We start from the raw sequence: 16996 nt of genomic DNA, 5'->3' as shown, positions 1-16996 counted from the left end.
CTACCTCGCTATTTCAGAATTAACACGACGGCTGTCGCGGCTAATACAACATATTTTTGCTGATTTTCCAAAAGCGGCGCCTGTTCGGGGGCGGTAAAATCTTCCCCTGCCGGATAGGATGTATCGATTAGTCGATACCAATGCTTTCCCTGCGGAGGAGGACAGAGTGTCGCGGTAACGTCTAAATTGCCGCCGTTCAATATGATGTAAAAGCTGTTATCATCGCGTTCGGCTCTCGTTTCCGCCGTGGAACCGTCAAGAAAATATGCTAAAAAAGACGAAGGCTGGTTCCAATCGGGGGTATTGCCCTGTGCATCATACCAGCTGATATCCTGCTTACGCCGCCCGTCTGATTGTGTACCCGTTAAAAATTCCGAACGCAAAAATACCGGATGCTGTTTGCGCAGGCGAATCAATTTTTTTACAAATACCAATATATCGGCATTGTTTTGTGTGAGCGACCAATCGAACCAGCTTATCTCGTTGTCTTGGCAGTAAGGATTGTTGTTTCCCTTCTGAGTTCGTAGTACCTCATCTCCGGCAGTCAACATCGGGGTTCCCAGCGATAAAATGAGCGTTAGCAGGATATTTTTTGCTTTTTGCTTCCGTAAGGTTTCGATGCGGGTGTTCTCGGTTTTTCCTTCAAAGCCGTTGTTATAGCTGCAATTGGAATCACTGCCGTCCCGATTGTCTTCGCCGTTCTCTTCATTGTGTTTTCTATCGTAGCTTAATAAATCGTAAAGGGTAAAGCCGTCATGGCTGGTAACAAAGTTGATGGAATGGAAGGGCTTGCGTCCGTTGCCGGAGTACAAATCGGCGGAACCGGTTACGCGCGTCGCAAGTTCCTTGGCATGGAAAGAATCACCGCGCCAAAAGAACCGCACATCATCACGGAAACGGTCATTCCATTCAGCCCACCTGCCGCCGGGGAAATTTCCAACCTGATAGGCGCCGCCCGCATCCCATGCCTCTGCGATAATCTTTGTCTTTCTTAATATAGGATCTTCAGCAATATGCTCGATGGTCGGCGGATTATCCATAAGCTTTCCTTTTTGATCTCTGCCTAAAATGGAGCCGAGGTCGAATCGGAAGCCGTCGACGTGCATTTCAATAACCCAGTACCGCAGGCAGTCTAAGATAAAGGTCTGCACAATCGGGTGATTACAGTTGAAGGTGTTGCCGCAGCCTGAGTAGTTGCGGTAATAACGTGCATTATCTTCCAGTATATAATAGATGGTATTGTCCAAGCCGCGAAACGAAAGGGTCGGGCCGAATTCGCTCCCCTCCGCTGTGTGATTAAATACGATGTCCAGAATCACTTCGATGCCGTTTTTATGCAGTTCGCGTACCATCCGTTTAAACTCGAATACCGCCCCAACACCTTCACGGTCGGAAGCATAAGACGATTTAGGTGCAAAGAAGGCGATGGTGCTGTATCCCCAATAATTTTTTAACACGGTGCCTGTCCGCGGGTTTATTCTGGTGAGTTCATGCTCGTTAAATTCCTGAATGGGCAGCAATTCAATACTGGTAATACCGAGTTCTTTCAAATAAGGGATGGTATCGATGATACCCTGATAGGTTCCCTTGTGCTGCTGCGGTGCGTTGGGATGGCACGAAAGCCCTTTTACATGCGCTTCGTATATGATGCAGTCTTTCAGCGGATAATTGAGCGGATGGTCGCCCTGCCAGTCAAAATCATCGTGAGCTACCGCGATGCATTTAGGAAAATGAGCAGCTGACTGTTCGGTTAAGAAAGCCAAGTCGCCGTCTATATGGGCAGGCGGTGTTTGCGTGGAAAAATTTCCGTTAAAGGATTCCGTGTTGGCAAGCCCCCGCGAGTATGGGTCGAGCAGATAGTTATCGGCGTTAAAGCGCATTCCTTCATAAGGAGCAAAGGGACCGTCAACGCGGTAAAGATATAAGGCATTTTTCGGCAGTCCTTTTACAAAGACATGCCAGATGTCGCCTGTTTTATTCGTCTGAGGGTCAAAAGTGTATGAACAACAAGGCGCGGAATCTTCGGGTTTTGCAAAGATATCCAACGTGACCGAAAAGGCATTACGGGAAAAGATACTGAAATTCACACCGTCGCTATAGACGGCAGCACCGGCAGGAAGCGGACTACCCGGCAAAAATGATAGGTTTTCCATGAACGAAACGAAATGTAGCACGAAAAATAAAATTATGCTATACTCTCTTCAAGCTGGGACAAACACATCAGACTCCTTTTTGAATCTCCCCGCAAAATCAGGAGACTGTTCAAGCAGAGTTGAATCTCTTCGCGATTCAAATGCTTGCCCAATCTCCTGATTTTGCGATTCATATTTATTTGTCTGATGTGTTTGCTCCGCTTATCAAATAAAATGTGCAAAATTTTTAGCAAAATTTTGCATGAAAGGCAGCGCTTAAACTATTTCTGATGCGTTTGCCCGTCTTTCTACAAAAGTTGTGCGAAATTTTAGCTAAAATTTCGCATAAAAAGGTAAAAGTTATGAAGAAGATTCCGATTGTCAGTACCATTGTAAGCACCGTAGAGGCGATGCAGCAGGCATGTAAGCAGTCAAACTTTAGTATTATTTCGCAGCAATTACAAAGTTATACCGAAGCGCTTGCTGCTTTTCGATATGAGATGCCGGAAATCAAGATTATCGATTTTGGCGACTCGTCTGTTCATGCAGAGAAGTGCCTTAAAATCGTAAAAGATGATCCGTGGCTGCTGTTCGGAGGCGTTATTGCAATTACCGATTCACAGGAGCAAAAAGCAACACTGACACAGCGGAAAGAGCCTAACTTTTTATTCGTTTTAACGCGCAAGGAATTTGAACAGTATGTTGCGCAAATTATTAAAATTTTAAATCATCACGAACACTTTTTAGTTAACCGCGGTATGAGTCATCCGGCGAACGATCTTGAACACGGCAGTTTTACCAGCGATACAGACCCGTTTGAAGTTATGTTCTATGCGAATCTTATTTCCACTTATCTTTATAATACCGACCGCGTTAACGAGGCTGAACGGAGTGCGTTTCAGGGTGCGATGATGGAGCTGCTCTTGAACGCTGTAGAACACGGGAATTGCAATATCAGTTATGATGAAAAAACCGAATGGCTCAAACAGGGAAAGGATGTACTTGAGTTGATTAAAATCAAGCGGATGGATCCTGTTGTCGGAACGAAAAAAGTGCTCATTACGTATGATATTTCTCCTGAACGCACACGGATTACCATCAAAGACGATGGACCGGGATTTGACTGGCGTTCTGCGCTTGATGCTCCTTTTGAGGCAGGTTTGCACGGGATGGGTATTAAGATGAGTCAGAGTTTTGTAAAAGAGCTGTATTATAATGATGCGGGAAACGAGGTCTCATTCGAGGTACCGAACCAGAAAAACAGTGCAAATCTCACACCGGCGATTTTGCGGGATCAGGAAACCTTTCATTTTAATCACTTGCAGGTGGTATGCCGTCAAAACGACGAATCGAATAACCTCTTTTATATCCGGTCAGGCCGCTATGCCGTTTATGTCAATAATACGCTGTTAACGGTGCTGACGCCGGCGGATATCTTTATCGGAGAGATGGCATTTCTTACTAATGATACGCGGTCGGCAACGATTGTCTCAATCGGAAAGGGAACGTTGGTGAAAGTGCCTAAGATGAAATTTATGAAGCTGATAGAATCTTATCCCCATTACGGTATCTTTTTGTCGCGCCTTCTTGCCGACCGCCTTGCGCGTCAATCACGCGAAAGCGCATCGCTCAAAGCCGAACTCAAAGCCTTGAAAGATTGAGTTTAGGGTAATCGGCGCGTTTACAAAGGCTTATACATGCTTTCTAAGAGTTTAACGGTACTTGAATTACTCGATCTCGACTTAACGGAGCACGATGCTCTTCACCTGCATTGCGTGTGCGGACAAAACGGGTTGACGCGCAGTATTACCGTTGCGGATTTAAACCGTCCCGGCCTTGCGCTTTCAGGTTTCTTTGATTCTTTTGCTTATCAGCGTGTTCAGTTGTTCGGTAGGGGGGAGTGCGCCTATTTACAAACACTTATCGAAAGCAATACCGTAGAAAATATAAAAAAAATGATGACCTACGATATTCCCTGCTGTATCTTTTCTCACAATATTCCTCCTCCTCCCGTGTTCTTAGAGCTGGCACAGGAAACGGGGTGCCCCGTGCTGCAAACGGATCTTTCCTCCAGTGCGCTTTCCGTGCGGCTGATGCGTGTTCTTTCCAATGTATTCGCTCCGACTGTAGCGATACATGGCGTTCTGGTAGAAGTGTATGGCCTCGGTATCCTCATTTTAGGTGATTCGGGGGTGGGTAAGAGCGAAACGGCACTTGAACTTGTAGAGCGGGGACACCGATTAGTGGTTGACGATGTTGTCGAAATTACCTGTATCAACGGGAACAGCTTGATCGGGCGGGGCGCTCATAAGACAATCGGGCATCACATGGAAATACGCGGACTCGGCATTATCAATATCATGCAGCTTTACGGAGTCCGCTCCGTGCGGGAACAAAAGCAGATACAGCTGGTGGCTAAGTTGGAAGAATGGGATTCACATAAAGTATATGACCGCATCGGTACCGAAGAACTTACCACCGAGATATTGGATGTAAAGCTGCCTCTCTTGGAAATACCGGTAAAATCAGGACGAAATATTCCGATTATTTTAGAAACAGCCGCAATGAACGAGCGGCTTAAAAGTATGGGCGTTTATTCTGCGAAAGAATTTAATCAAAATATTCTGCGCTGGATGGAAAGCGATACAAGCCGGGTACCTTATTATTCGGCGGATGATACCTATTAAGGAAAATATCTATGGTAACAAAGAAGATTGTTGTGCAAAATCGCGCCGGCATCCATGCGCGTCCCTCATCGTTGATTGTACAAACGGCAAACAAGTTCCAGTCGAATATTATGTTTGAAAGAGGAAGCCTTACCGTCAATGCAAAATCCATTATGGGTGTAATGACAATGGCAGCGGGGTATAAAACCGAACTGACCGTTTCTGCCGACGGCGCCGACGAAGCCGAAGCAGTTGCCGCGCTTGAACAGCTTTTTGCCGCGAAATTTGAAGAGGAATAACGCGAAACGATGAGTGTTCCTTTATGGCTTTTTACCGGTCCCGAATTGGGGGAACGGAACGATGCGCTTGAAGCGCTCCGGAAAAGTGCGGAAAAAAAATACGGACAGCTCGACAATCATCTCTTTTATGCAGCGGATACTTCAATAGCGGTTGTTCTGGATGCCGTTCAAAACGGTTCTTTGTTCGCGGAAGCTCGGTTTGCCGTTGTCAGAAACGCGGAAGCAATCAAGAAAAAGGAAGATATACAGGCGCTTACGCAGTGGGCTGAACAGACGCCTACGGAAGCCGGCGCTTTTTTGGTGCTGATCTCCGATGAAATCGGTATCGATAAAAAGATTGAAGCGCTTGTTCCCAAAGATCATAAAAAAATATTCTGGGAACTGTTTGAAAATAAAAAACAGGAGTGGATTCGCCGTTTTTTTGCGCAGTCGAAGATCGGTATTGAGCAGGATGCGATCGAGGTTCTGCTGGAACTGGTAGAAAATAACACCGAGGCGTTAAAAACGACTTGTGCACATATCAGTCTCTTTTTTGAACCGGGAACAACGCTGACGGCGGAGACTGTTGAACGTCTGCTTGCTCATAACAAAGAAGAAACGCCGTTTACGCTTTTTGATGCGCTGAGTAATGCCAATCTGGAATATGCGTTGAATATCCGTCAAAAGCTGACCCTTTCCAAAGAATCTTCGCCGGTACAGCTGATTGCGGGACTTACTTACTGCTTTCGGCGGCTGCGTGACTGGCACAATCTTGCGCAAACCGGCGGGCTTGACGATTTCAGCTTAAAAAAAGCAGGCTTTACCTCGAAAAAAGCAATCGACCAATATCGCCGGGCGAGTAAACAGTGGAGTGAGCAAACCGTGTACCGTATTATATCGCTCTTAAATAAAACCGATATGCAAATCCGCACGATGGGGCAAGAACTGTCGGGAGTGTTGCTCGACGCCTGCCTCTACAGCATTATTTATAATCAAGGGCGTGAATTGGCGGCGTACAGCAGCGCTGCACAGCTATGCTAACTATTTGACGGTAGAGCATTTTCAATTGACATAATCAACTGCGCAGTATACAATTCCGCAATATTTTTCACAAGCTAAATCTAAGGATGATATGAGTAAAGAACAAAACAATCAGAAATTAGTACATTGGGCGGATCAAACCGCAGAGAAGATTATACGCGAACGCGGTGATTTGGAATCATATACGTGCGCTTCGGGAATTACGCCGTCGGGAACCGTTCACATCGGCAACTTCCGGGAAATTATCTCGGTTGATTTAGTTGTACGCGCGTTACGCGACCGCGGTAAAAAGGTACGCTTTATTTATTCATGGGACGATTACGATGTGTTCCGCAAAGTGCCTGAAAATATGCCCGGAAAAGAAACGCTGCAAAACTATCTGCGGTATCCCATCACAATGGTACCCGACACAACCGGCCGAGACACGTCTTACGCGCGTCATCACGAAGTGGATGTGGAGCAGGTGTTGCCGAAAGTCGGTATTCATCCCGAATTTTTATATCAGGCTGAACGGTACCGCAGCGGTATGTATGCCGAGGGGATGAAAAAAGCGCTGCAAAACCGTGACAAAATAAAGGACTGTTTGAACCGCTACCGCGACGATGAGCATAAAATTCCCGCAACGGAAGAATATTGGCCTGTCGCGGCTTTTTGCTGCAATTGCAGTAAAGATACTACCGAGATTGTTTCGTATGACGGCGAATACGGATTGGAATACCGCTGCACAAGCTGCGGCCATCAGGAAAAGGCCGACTTACGCACCTCAAAGGAATTAAAACTCGGTTGGAGAGTTGACTGGCCGATGCGCTGGCAGTTTGAAAAGACGGTTTTTGAACCTGCCGGAAAAGACCACCACAGCCAAGGCGGTTCTTTCGACACGGCGCGGCTTGTCGCGGATGAAGTATATGATTGGCCTGCTCCGGTCAGCTTCCGCTACGATTTTATCGGCATCAAGGGCTTGCCGGGTAAAATGTCCTCGTCAAAGGGAAAGGTCATCAGTCTTTCCGATGTCTTGAACGTTTATCAGCCCGAAATTGCACGGTACTTGTTTGCAGGAACGAGGCCGAACACGGAGTTTTCCATCAGCTTCGATTTGGACGTTATCAAAACCTATGAGGATTACGATAAAACCGAGCGTATCGCATGGGGTGTCGATAAGGCTAAAAACGATGAGGTGTATGCGAAGGAACGCCGCATCTATGAACTTTCGCAGGTTGAAGGGATGCCGTCCTGTATATCGTATCAAATTCCGTTCAGACACCTTTGTAACCTTTTACAAATCAATGCCGGAGACATCGCCGCGGTCATGAAGCTTTTGCCGGATATGAAGGAAGAACAGCGGGAGCGTTTTGAAGCACGGGCGAAGTGCGCATGGTATTGGATTACCGAATGTGCGCCGGAAGACTTCCGGTTTGCACTGCGTACCGACGGCGGCAAGGCGGAACTTTCTACATCCGAAACCGCTGCACTCTGCAAAATCCGCGATGAGCTGTTACCCCAGATGGATGCGCTTGATGAAAAGGCTTTTTCAACTGCGTTGTATGATGTAGCTCATGCGTGCGAAATCGAACCGAAAGCGCTGTTTACCGCCGTCTATCAGGCGTTGATTGGGAAAGACCAGGGCCCGCGCCTTGCCGGTTTTATGAAGATAATCGGAAAGGAACGGCTTGCACAATTGCTTTCATTCTATTAAAATATCGCGCAAATGACAAAACATGGTTGCACTTCGGCATTGGATGTAAATTCTGTACTCGAAAAAATGGGGAAGGTATTCCGCTGTTGTTGCCTTTCCCTTTGCAGCCATTGTTTCATTTTAATGAATCTTTTTAAACGCTCTTTTTTAAGGGCGTTTTTTTTTGTGAACACGGATGGGCATCTCTAAAAACTCGGTTAGATTTTTAGAGATGCCCGACGAGTATTTTTATAAATTGTTATACTGTAATAATTTATAAAAATACATCGCAAAAAGTTTAAGGAAAACCTCTAAAAAACTGAAGTTTTTAGAGGTTCTCGGATGCTTTAAAAAGCTGACCGCGTTTATGTATGTAATTTAATAGAGGAGTTTGATATGAAACAAGTTATTATGGAAGCGGAATCGCTACAAGGGTATTTAACATCGAAGGATAATGCATACCTTAAAAAATTGGATGAATTGTATAATCAGACAATGCAGCAATTTACGTTGCTTGATGCTGCCGCAGATAAAAAAGAAAAAGATGCAGCTGAAACTGAGATTATCGCATTGTATGATAAAATGGGAAAGATTTTGCAGGAAATCTGCAAAGAAGTACCCCAGCTCAAGGTCTATTCATTCAATACCGATTTTGCAAGCCATGCGGAAGCCTCCCGCGTTATGGCAAAACTGCGCAGCAGTGAAACCGGTCATAACGAATTCATCTATTATACTCAACGCGCCTTTGAAATGCTCTTCAAACTTGCGTATAGCGGGAGCCACGAGGATAGCAAAAACTATCTTATTTCCAAAACGCCGGTTACCGTTCCCGTACAGAACTACGCCGTGCATAAGATCAGCGACATCGATCATAAAATAGAAAACACCGTCATGTGTGTGATGTTGCGCGGTGCGCTCCTTCCGTCGATGATTATGTCCAAGGAGATTGAAGAATATTCTTCACACGGCTATGTAACCCCGTTCGCATTGTTTAAGATCAAACGGGATGATACAAAAAAAGTCGATGATATGCAGTATGTCCTTAATTTGGATATGTCGTATTTCAATTTGGAAGACTTGAACGGAAAAGACCTGATCTTTGCAGATCCGATGAATGCAACCGGCGGCAGTTTGATTACCGTTGTCAAATACCTTGAACGGCAAGGAGTGAAACCGAAATCGATCAGTTGTTTCCATGTCATTTCGTCACTCAAAGGCGCTTTGTGTGCAGCCCGGGCCTTAAAGAATTGTACGGTATACACGTTGTGGATGGATCCCGCACTGAATTCTGCGGCCTATATTCTTCCCGGGCTGGGAGACGCGGGCGATAGAATCAACGGTGTCGATGAAGCAGAGCATCCGCGGAATATGATTCAGCTTATTGCGGATTACGGCGCGACTATCGCGGGGCTTTACCGGCATCAGTTGAGAGCGATTGAGAATGTGGTGCTTCAAAATAAATAAGCGTATCGATGAGACAGCGGTTCAATCGACAGCAGTAGCGACGGTTCAACAGATTCCAGCTGTTAATTCTGCCGAGGGTATTCGCAATATTGCTGATCGGGTGCCTAAAAACAGCATACTGTTTTTACTGGTTTTTTTTATAACCGCTGCCGGTTTGTTTGCAAAGGGTAATGTCGATTCCGAAACGGCGAAAGCCTATTTTGAGATTGCTCAAGCCTATACCGAGGTGACTAAGTACGACAAAGCGGCGGAGTTTTATCTAAAGGCGGCAAAGGATCCTGCGCATAAAAATGCGGCGGAGTATAATTTGGCACGAGTGTACGGGCTGCAAGGCGATTGGGGAAAGGCGAAGAACATTCTTGAACGGCAATATAAAGATGCGCCCGGCAATGTGCTGATTGCAAAAGCGTATGCCTACAGCCTTGCGGCAACCGGCGATGAAGCACGCGCCTGTGAAATGTACAAAAAACTGTACGATGAGGATTCGGAAAACCCCGAAGCGGCACTCAATTATGTTCGTATACTGATTCTTTCCAAACGGTATGACCAAGCGCTTTCTTTTATTGAAGAGATGAAAACCCGTTTTACCGAAAGCACTGAAAACAAAGCTTTCGCCGAACTTGAAGAAAAAATCAAGAAAGCGCAGGAAGAGCCGAATAAAGACGGTAAAGTGCAGAACAAGACTGATACGGCAGACAGTACCGAAAGCCGGATGGAAAAAGGCGCGTCCGATTCTAGAACCGAACCGGCTGCTGCGAAAACAGCGGCTGACGCCGAAGCCGCGGAGGTAAAGGTAAAAGATGGAAAGAAAAAATAATCGGTTTGTCAGCAACATAGGGTTTATTCTTGCCTGCGTCGGTTCGGCTGTCGGTATGGCAAATGTGTGGGGTTTTCCCTACAAGCTTGGGAGCAACGGCGGCGGTGCCTTTTTGCTCATCTATATCTTATTTGTTATCCTTTTCGGATATGTCGGACTTTCCGCAGAATACGCAATCGGCCGTCGCAGCGGTACGGGGACGCTCGGCTCCTATGCCTATGCATGGAAGCACGGCCGCAAAGACCTTGAGGGCATCGGTAAGATAATCGGATGGCTGCCCTTGGCGGGTTCAATCACAATCGCTATCGGGTATGCTGTTATCATCGCGTATGTACTCAAGGCTTTTATGCAGTCCGTACTGGGCAGTATTATGACGGTAGAACCCGGACAGTGGTTTGAATCCTTTGCCTTTCAGCAGTTCAGCGTTGTACCCTATCACGCGGTTATTATTATTGTAACGCTGCTGACCATTGTGCTCGGCGCACATACGATAGAAAAAACAAATAAAATAATGATGCCGCTTTTTTTCATCTTGTTTGCGGCATTGGCTGTTCGTATGGCATTTTTGCCCGGCGCTTTTGCAGGGTATACGTTTTTATTTACCCCCGATTGGAATCATTTAAAAAATCCGTCCGTGTGGATAACTGCGATGGGGCAGGCCTTTTTCTCATTATCTATTACCGGATCGGGGATGATTGTATACGGCGCTTATTTAAGTAAAGATCATGACTGCGTAGCGGGAGCAAAAAATACCGCATTGTTCGATACCATCGCGGCGGTTGTTGCAGCCCTTGTGATGATCCCCGCGTGTTTCGCTTATCGGATGGATCCTGCAGGCGGTCCCGGTTTGCTGTTCGTTGTCCTCCCTTCCATTCTTCAAAAAATGCCCGGCGGCAGAATATTCGGTATCATCCTCTACCTCGTCGTCGTGTTCGGAGGAGTTTCATCTTTGCAGAATATGCTTGAAGTGGTCGCCGAATCGCTGATGCATACGTTTAAAGGCTTAAAGCGAACTGCAGTGATTATCGTTCTCGGCGTCATCACCTTCGGCATCGGTGTATTTATGGAACCCATCGCAGAAACCAAGGGCGCAATTCTCGGCGGCTGGGGCGCATGGATGGATTTGGTCTCCACATATATTATCCCGATCGGTGCAGTGCTCGGCGCTGTTTCGTGGTTCTGGGTAATGAAAAAAGATGAGCTATTGGACGAAATCAACACCGGAGCAAAGAAACGCTACGGCAACGGCTGGTACTACCTCGGTAAATACGTGTACACGCTTTTCGCACTGTTTCTGTGCGTTGTCGCATTGGTGCGCGGCGAGGGATTCTAGAGCATAGGCCTAATCCGGCTGTTGATGATGTGTTCCGGCGGGTGTTATGGTAGAAGGATATAGCTGCTTGGAGAGGTGTCAGTTTAGATTGAAGGCGTGTAGTTTCTATGATATTATGGAAAAGGGCTAAAGGGTGTTATGGCGACAGGCTACTGGCCTGCTTTTTAGGAAGAAAGAATGAAAAAAGTTTTTTGTCATAATTTATTTGTAAGAATTTTTAATATATTTTTTGTCTTATTTGGATTTTGGACTTTATATTTAAACCTATGTGATAAAGATATGGAGCTTGAATGGATAAAAAGAATAGTGTTTTTAAAATTCTGAAAAAAGATTTGACATTATTTTTTATATGTCTTTTTTTGGGGCTTATTAGTATTTTTGTTTCAATTGCTCATCGGCTCCAAATAGATTCAATTTCATATACTGATCAGAAATGGATTGGAATCGTTTTTTCTGTTTTTTTGATTTATATATTATCTATATTAATATTTCTTCTTGTAGGCATTATTTTTCGAGCGAAAGATAAAGAATACAAAATATTTTTAGTAGATATAGTGTTATTAGCTTTTTTATGCTTGATATTCATTTTAATTATCTATATTGATTATCCTACATTAGTTTATATGACTTAAAATTTGAGAAAGATAGAGAAATTTTACAATGAAAATATGCCTAACACCCACACTGGAGCACTTGGAATAAAAAATGGAAAGGAAAGTTTTTATAATATTTCTAGTTATAATTGTAGCATCATGCTATTCACAATCAGTACAGCAAAATCAAATAACTGTTGAAAAGACCATTGAAGTATACGAGTCCGGCAATGAAGAGCAGGCTCTGCAAATGTTTTTGACACTTTCAAAAAAGGGGAATTTTAATGCTGACTTTGAATTATTTTACCGCTATATAAATACTCCGGAAGCTTCCTATAAATATTTACGGAATGCAGCTGTTAATGGACACGAGAAAGCAATGGACTATTTCCTTGATAGAACTGTTTACCGTGCAGAAACTTTTAAAAGAGCTAACCCCAAAGAAGCGTTAAACGTTTATAAAAAATATTTGAAAAAAACAGGCTTGGAAAACAATAAGCATGCTATTGATACACTTGATTTTCTTGCTAAATGCGCAGAGCTTCCGGCATTAGATTCAAAAAAATTCTGTAAAAAATATGATTTGTTTTATAACGATGAAGATATAGAAAAAAATCCTTATTATATTTGGCAGCTTGCAGAAGAAGCATCTAGAGAAAACAGCCGTTTTGAAGAGTCTAATCCTCAGCTGATTTTACAGTTGATAATTTGTGGAGGAATTGTTCCTGCAGAATTTACACTTGCAGTAGAAGATTTCTATGGTTATTATAAAAAAAATGAGATACATGAATTTAGAATAGATAACTATGTTACAAGCGGATACGGACTTAATTTCTGTGCTATAAGAGAAGAAAATAAAAATAATGAATATTTAAAGAAAAGAGTAAGTTCATTTCAGGAAAAAATAAAAAATGAAAATCGGGGAAAATTTCATGAAGCAGTAACTTCATATTTTAATTTTGTTGATCAAAAAATCTGGACAGAAGAAGGTCATGATGGTTCAGGCTATATCGCATGGGCAATAGAATCATCAAACAAACAGAAAGAAGAATTTTTGGATATCATTGAACAAATGCAGGATACCATAAGTCGTAACTCTACTGAAGATATTAATGATTTAATTTCTAGGTATACTGAAATAAAAGAAAAAATAGATGCATTGATAGGTGATGGTCAAATTGAAGGTCCGAAGTTTACAATTACTTTAGCAGATATTAAGAAAACAGAATTTTTGTGGCAGTCTTACAAAAATAACATGATTGAATTTGTTAAAAATCAGTTTGGCGTAGAAGCAAGCCGGAATATAAGTAAATGGATTTATCAAAAAAGGATAGAGAATTTAATGAATATTGTTGAATTATATTATGATTATAATTGATTTGATACATAACACCCGCTTCAACCTACCATTACCTTTGCGGCAATGCAGGTTAAGCGGTAGTTATACCGGCGGCTTATTGAGCCGCTACTAAGGAAAAAAAATGAAAAAAAGAATATTAATACTTTCCGTATGTTTTTTCCCACTTATTATCATTTGTTTTATTTGTTTGTTTCTGTATTTTGCAAAGCTTGAGTCTGAATGTGAAGTTTATAAATTTGATGAAAATGGAAATATGATTTATATGTGTGCAGGAAAAGAAAAAGGCGGCACAAAACAATATTGGGAATATAATTCTAATAATCAAATTCTTGCGACAAAAGTTGTTTTGGATACTACGGTAAGTCATCGATTAATAACAGGGAAATATGTTTATGATCAAGATGGATTGCTGATAAAGGATGTTTATACAACTACCGTAAATAATAAAGTTATCAAAATTGATGAAACAGAATACTTTTATAATGAAAGAAAGCAGCTTGTAAAAGAGGTTGCATCAGATGGAACTGAGTGGATTTATGCATATGATGATAAAGGACATAAGAAATCTGTAAGTTCAAGTAGTGGTGGCTTTTATAAATATGAATATAATGATATTAAGAAAGAAGCTCTTATGGTTGAATATTCTTTTGGTTCAACTATCGTAAGACGGAATTATGATGATTCCGGTAGATTGGTGAAGGAATGTGAGGACAATAAAACCCATGAATGGTTTTATGATGAAGCAAATCCTGAAAAACTATCTAGAGAAATAATTTTTGATGGACAAAAAACAATAGAGATAATTTATAAAGGAAGTTTGATTTATACAAAATGTTATAAAAATTATCAGGCTGAAACTGAAGAACTTATAGAGCAATCCATTCAAAAAGTAAAGTATACATATTGGCCTAATAAAAAGATTAAAGCGATATATACTATAAGCGGATAGAGAGATGAATAATGAATAAAAAAATACTTACTTTGTTATATGGATACTCGACTGGGGTATTTAGGAATAATAGAATAAATGAATTTTATCAAAATTTTTTCCAGCAGATTATACAACAGCAAGGAAATCTATAATTATTTTTCTGAGGATGAAATTCTCAATATACCGTTTGATTTATATAATTTAATCGATATAGATCAAAAAAATGAAAATGAATTTATTTTCCCAAATATTATAGAATTTCTAACTGATTTATATGTAACTCTGAATGTTAAGGACAAAGATTATAAATATATAGACTTAAAATTGGAGGAAATAAATTTTTGGGAAAAATTTTCAGAATATTTATACTCTGATTTTCTATATAAAAAAGAAGTTGCAATTTTAACATTTGCAAAAAAACGAAGCACAAGTAATTGCAAATATTTGGAGGCAGCTTTTATTAGTGAATATTACAAAAAGAATCCTATACTAACTGCTAGATGTCTAACAGAATTATTTTATTTAAAAAGTAAAAAAGCAAAGGAATTCAAGAAATTACTTGTTGCAGATTTTGATTTAATAAATTTCATTTCTATACTTCTGTTTGATGATGAAGAACTTACTAAGAAAGTATTAGGCTTAAATAAAAATCAAAAATACTTACAAAAAATAAGAGCTGACAGTATTCAAAATTTTACTATGAATTTTGAAATATTTATAACAAATGTTCAAGGTGCAAACAAGATTAAAGATTTCACAAGAGATGAATATATTAAAAGTATTAATTACTTTGAAAAAATATATGGTTCCTATAAAATAGATGATTTTTATTCTTTTTATAAAAAAGCTTTACAGGAGATGGAAATATCACATAACACAGGACTATAGTCGAGGCGCAGTCAATCTGAGTGTGCAGTCAAACCAGTTGTTAGTATGGATAAAAATAGGGTAAAATATTGGAAAAAGATGAATTAATGCAAAAGGTGAAAGAATATACCTATTATCTTACAGATGAGTATTTGGAAGAAGTATGCAAAGACTTATTGCAAATTAAAGATACAAATCTTTTCTTCGAAAAATGTTATGAAAATGATGCTGTTTATACATCGGAAAGTCCTTGTTCATTTATTTGTGATTCAGTAACTCATTCGCATAAATATCGAGAATTAATATTAAAAAAATATGAAAATGATTGTATTTATAAATTTTGTGAAAAAATGCTATTTGATTCTTCATATATCAGACGACGAGAAGCCTTAATTATAATCTGTGATACCTTAAATATTCATAGAATAAAATGTAAAAAAATACTGGAAGATTATTTTATTTTTGTAATAGAAAATGATCCACTACTTTTATATGATTATATAATGGAATTTACATGGTTGTATGCTTATGAAATTAGAATTAAGAGAAATCTCTATTCAAAAATCTTGAAACTAAATAACGAATATGCTAATCTTATATTATTAGAAACTTTAGATGATTTATCCACACCTCTTTTTAGTAGCGGTGGATTATTAAAATACAAAATTTTATTAAAACTAGCAAGAAGTCAAAATAGATGTGTAAAATTATTCGCTAAAAAAATGAAAAAAAATATGATTATTAGAAATTATAAGAAACAAATAGATACAAAAAAATATATTCTAGGAAATGGTAGGTTAGAATTTAGTAATATAATGTTTATGAATAAAACTGAAAATTATAATAAAGATGATTTTATAAATTTTTATTTGAATTATGTAAAGAAAAACTTCTAACACTCACGTTAAGTTGACATTGCCTTTGCATCAATTCTGGTTAAACGTAAATTATACGGGCGGCTTAATTGAAAAAAGAAAGGGGAAAAAGAAATATATGATATGGTTGAAATACGATTGTACAAAGGTTTTCTCGGTGTTCCATGGTTCGTGGTAGTAGCGGCTTTCTAATTAATCAAATTAAACAAAAGTTCCCGCAAATAGAATACATTGTTGAAAAATCGGTATAGAATCCGATTCAACCTAACATTGCTGTGCTATAGAAAATATCGGTAGAAGAGCTAATTGCGCTTGCTAATATATCTTTTTCCGCTATTTATACGGCTTCGTTTTTTTCGAAATATTTTTTAACGAGGTTCTTTGTAATAAAAGCTCCGCCTATTCCACCGATAACAGCGCAGCATAAAATGGCATACCATATTTTCCCATTGAATGCTAATTTTGCGATCAACTGTGCATAGGCAAAGCCTCTGTGTTTTTCTGCAAGATTCATAAACCGTCCGTAGTTAAAGAGCAATAATATGGTCGGCGCAGACATATTCAGATTAAAAAATACAAAGGACAGCAGATACATCTTCTGCGATTTATAGTTACCCAAGAAAAGAATCAATTCTGCCGTAAGTGCTGCTGCTAATGAAAAAAATATCGCATATAAACTTTGATAACAGGCCGTAACCGTAAAAAGCACGCCGAATATCAATGCCGTACCGAACTTATGTACTTTCAGCATACAGTACATATACACCGTGCTGCACACCAATCCAACGATCAGCGGGGCTATAAAATAGAGGATAGGTGAGATTGCGGCAGATCCCATCATAATAATCATCATCAGCACAATGTATATTGCACCGAATACCCCCGCATAGATAAAATCCTTAATGCCCATTTTTTTATCTGATAAGGATGTCGTTGCAGTCATCGTTTTGTAACTCCTTATATTTGA

General features: G+C 40.8%; 15 protein-coding genes. 13 read left to right on the top strand and 2 right to left on the bottom strand.

The window, feature by feature from the left end:
• Nucleotides 1-8: 8 nt before the first annotated feature.
• The gene (glgX, locus tag QI63_RS03265) at nucleotides 9-2153 is read right to left on the bottom strand and encodes a glycogen debranching protein GlgX (RefSeq protein WP_044013859.1); all 2145 of its coding nucleotides are present in this window, start codon (nucleotides 2151-2153) and stop codon (nucleotides 9-11) included.
• 341 nt (nucleotides 2154-2494) lie between these two features.
• Here glgX and QI63_RS03260 point away from each other — a divergent pair, with 341 nt between their 5' ends.
• The 13 genes from QI63_RS03260 to QI63_RS03200 all read left to right on the top strand — a co-directional run bounded on the left by QI63_RS03260 (nucleotide 2495) and on the right by QI63_RS03200 (nucleotide 16050).
• Nucleotides 2495-3793, top strand: coding sequence for a cyclic nucleotide-binding domain-containing protein (locus QI63_RS03260; RefSeq protein WP_044016977.1), 1299 nt, complete (start codon nucleotides 2495-2497; stop codon nucleotides 3791-3793).
• Nucleotides 3794-3829: 36 nt separating this feature from the next.
• Entirely contained in the window at nucleotides 3830-4819 is a 990-nt protein-coding gene (gene hprK / locus QI63_RS03255; protein WP_044013857.1) for an HPr(Ser) kinase/phosphatase, read from the top strand.
• Nucleotides 4820-4830: 11 nt separating this feature from the next.
• On the top strand, nucleotides 4831-5097 hold the full coding sequence (locus tag QI63_RS03250; RefSeq protein WP_044013855.1) for an HPr family phosphocarrier protein: 267 nt from the start codon (nucleotides 4831-4833) through the stop codon (nucleotides 5095-5097).
• Nucleotides 5098-5106: 9 nt separating this feature from the next.
• Entirely contained in the window at nucleotides 5107-6117 is a 1011-nt protein-coding gene (holA, locus tag QI63_RS03245; protein ID WP_044013853.1) for a DNA polymerase III subunit delta, read from the top strand.
• Nucleotides 6118-6208: 91 nt separating this feature from the next.
• Nucleotides 6209-7810, top strand: coding sequence for a lysine--tRNA ligase (lysS, locus tag QI63_RS03240; protein WP_044013851.1), 1602 nt, complete (start codon nucleotides 6209-6211; stop codon nucleotides 7808-7810).
• Nucleotides 7811-8170: 360 nt separating this feature from the next.
• Nucleotides 8171-9253, top strand: coding sequence for a uracil phosphoribosyltransferase (locus tag QI63_RS03235; RefSeq protein ID WP_369792420.1), 1083 nt, complete (start codon nucleotides 8171-8173; stop codon nucleotides 9251-9253).
• Entirely contained in the window at nucleotides 9231-10070 is an 840-nt protein-coding gene (locus QI63_RS03230; protein WP_081984387.1) for a tetratricopeptide repeat protein, read from the top strand. Before QI63_RS03235 ends, QI63_RS03230 begins: the two co-directional genes overlap by 23 nt.
• The gene (locus QI63_RS03225) at nucleotides 10054-11403 is read left to right on the top strand and encodes a sodium-dependent transporter (protein WP_044013846.1); all 1350 of its coding nucleotides are present in this window, start codon (nucleotides 10054-10056) and stop codon (nucleotides 11401-11403) included. Before QI63_RS03230 ends, QI63_RS03225 begins: the two co-directional genes overlap by 17 nt.
• A gap of 290 nt (nucleotides 11404-11693) precedes the next feature.
• Entirely contained in the window at nucleotides 11694-12035 is a 342-nt protein-coding gene (locus QI63_RS03220; protein ID WP_044013844.1) for a hypothetical protein, read from the top strand.
• 73 nt (nucleotides 12036-12108) lie between these two features.
• Nucleotides 12109-13374, top strand: coding sequence for a hypothetical protein (locus QI63_RS03215; RefSeq protein WP_044013842.1), 1266 nt, complete (start codon nucleotides 12109-12111; stop codon nucleotides 13372-13374).
• A 103-nt stretch (nucleotides 13375-13477) separates the two neighbouring features.
• Nucleotides 13478-14305 (top strand): hypothetical protein, encoded by an 828-nt coding sequence (locus QI63_RS03210; protein WP_044013839.1) that lies wholly within the window; start codon nucleotides 13478-13480, stop codon nucleotides 14303-14305.
• A 78-nt stretch (nucleotides 14306-14383) separates the two neighbouring features.
• On the top strand, nucleotides 14384-15175 hold the full coding sequence (locus tag QI63_RS03205; protein WP_044013837.1) for a hypothetical protein: 792 nt from the start codon (nucleotides 14384-14386) through the stop codon (nucleotides 15173-15175).
• Between the two features lie 68 nt (nucleotides 15176-15243).
• Nucleotides 15244-16050, top strand: a complete 807-nt coding sequence (locus QI63_RS03200) for a hypothetical protein (protein ID WP_044013834.1) — start codon at nucleotides 15244-15246, stop codon at nucleotides 16048-16050.
• Between the two features lie 316 nt (nucleotides 16051-16366).
• Here QI63_RS03200 and QI63_RS03195 read toward each other — a convergent pair whose 3' ends face one another.
• On the bottom strand, nucleotides 16367-16972 hold the full coding sequence (locus tag QI63_RS03195) for an MptD family putative ECF transporter S component (RefSeq protein WP_044013832.1): 606 nt from the start codon (nucleotides 16970-16972) through the stop codon (nucleotides 16367-16369).
• Between the last annotated feature and the right edge of the window lie 24 nt (nucleotides 16973-16996).

The sequence above is a fragment of the Treponema sp. OMZ 838 genome, from assembly GCF_000775995.1.
GTDB lineage: Bacteria > Spirochaetota > Spirochaetia > Treponematales > Treponemataceae > Treponema.
The sequence above is the reverse complement of the archived record's forward strand: the minus strand, read 5'-3'. Positions and strand labels throughout refer to the sequence as shown.

Excerpts from the sequence above, each read along its gene's own strand:
- glgX (WP_044013859.1), bottom strand. The coding sequence starts at position 2,153 with ATGGAAAACCTATCATTTTTGCCGGGTAGTCCGCTTCCTGCCGGTGCT.
- QI63_RS03260 (WP_044016977.1), top strand. The coding sequence starts at position 2,495 with ATGAAGAAGATTCCGATTGTCAGTACCATTGTAAGCACCGTAGAGGCG.
- hprK (WP_044013857.1), top strand. The coding sequence starts at position 3,830 with ATGCTTTCTAAGAGTTTAACGGTACTTGAATTACTCGATCTCGACTTA.
- QI63_RS03250 (WP_044013855.1), top strand. The coding sequence starts at position 4,831 with ATGGTAACAAAGAAGATTGTTGTGCAAAATCGCGCCGGCATCCATGCG.
- holA (WP_044013853.1), top strand. The coding sequence starts at position 5,107 with ATGAGTGTTCCTTTATGGCTTTTTACCGGTCCCGAATTGGGGGAACGG.
- lysS (WP_044013851.1), top strand. The coding sequence starts at position 6,209 with ATGAGTAAAGAACAAAACAATCAGAAATTAGTACATTGGGCGGATCAA.
- QI63_RS03230 (WP_081984387.1), top strand. The coding sequence starts at position 9,231 with ATGTGGTGCTTCAAAATAAATAAGCGTATCGATGAGACAGCGGTTCAA.
- QI63_RS03225 (WP_044013846.1), top strand. The coding sequence starts at position 10,054 with ATGGAAAGAAAAAATAATCGGTTTGTCAGCAACATAGGGTTTATTCTT.
- QI63_RS03220 (WP_044013844.1), top strand. The coding sequence starts at position 11,694 with ATGGATAAAAAGAATAGTGTTTTTAAAATTCTGAAAAAAGATTTGACA.
- QI63_RS03215 (WP_044013842.1), top strand. The coding sequence starts at position 12,109 with ATGGAAAGGAAAGTTTTTATAATATTTCTAGTTATAATTGTAGCATCA.
- QI63_RS03210 (WP_044013839.1), top strand. The coding sequence starts at position 13,478 with ATGAAAAAAAGAATATTAATACTTTCCGTATGTTTTTTCCCACTTATT.
- QI63_RS03205 (WP_044013837.1), top strand. The coding sequence starts at position 14,384 with ATGAATTTTATCAAAATTTTTTCCAGCAGATTATACAACAGCAAGGAA.
- QI63_RS03195 (WP_044013832.1), bottom strand. The coding sequence starts at position 16,972 with ATGACTGCAACGACATCCTTATCAGATAAAAAAATGGGCATTAAGGAT.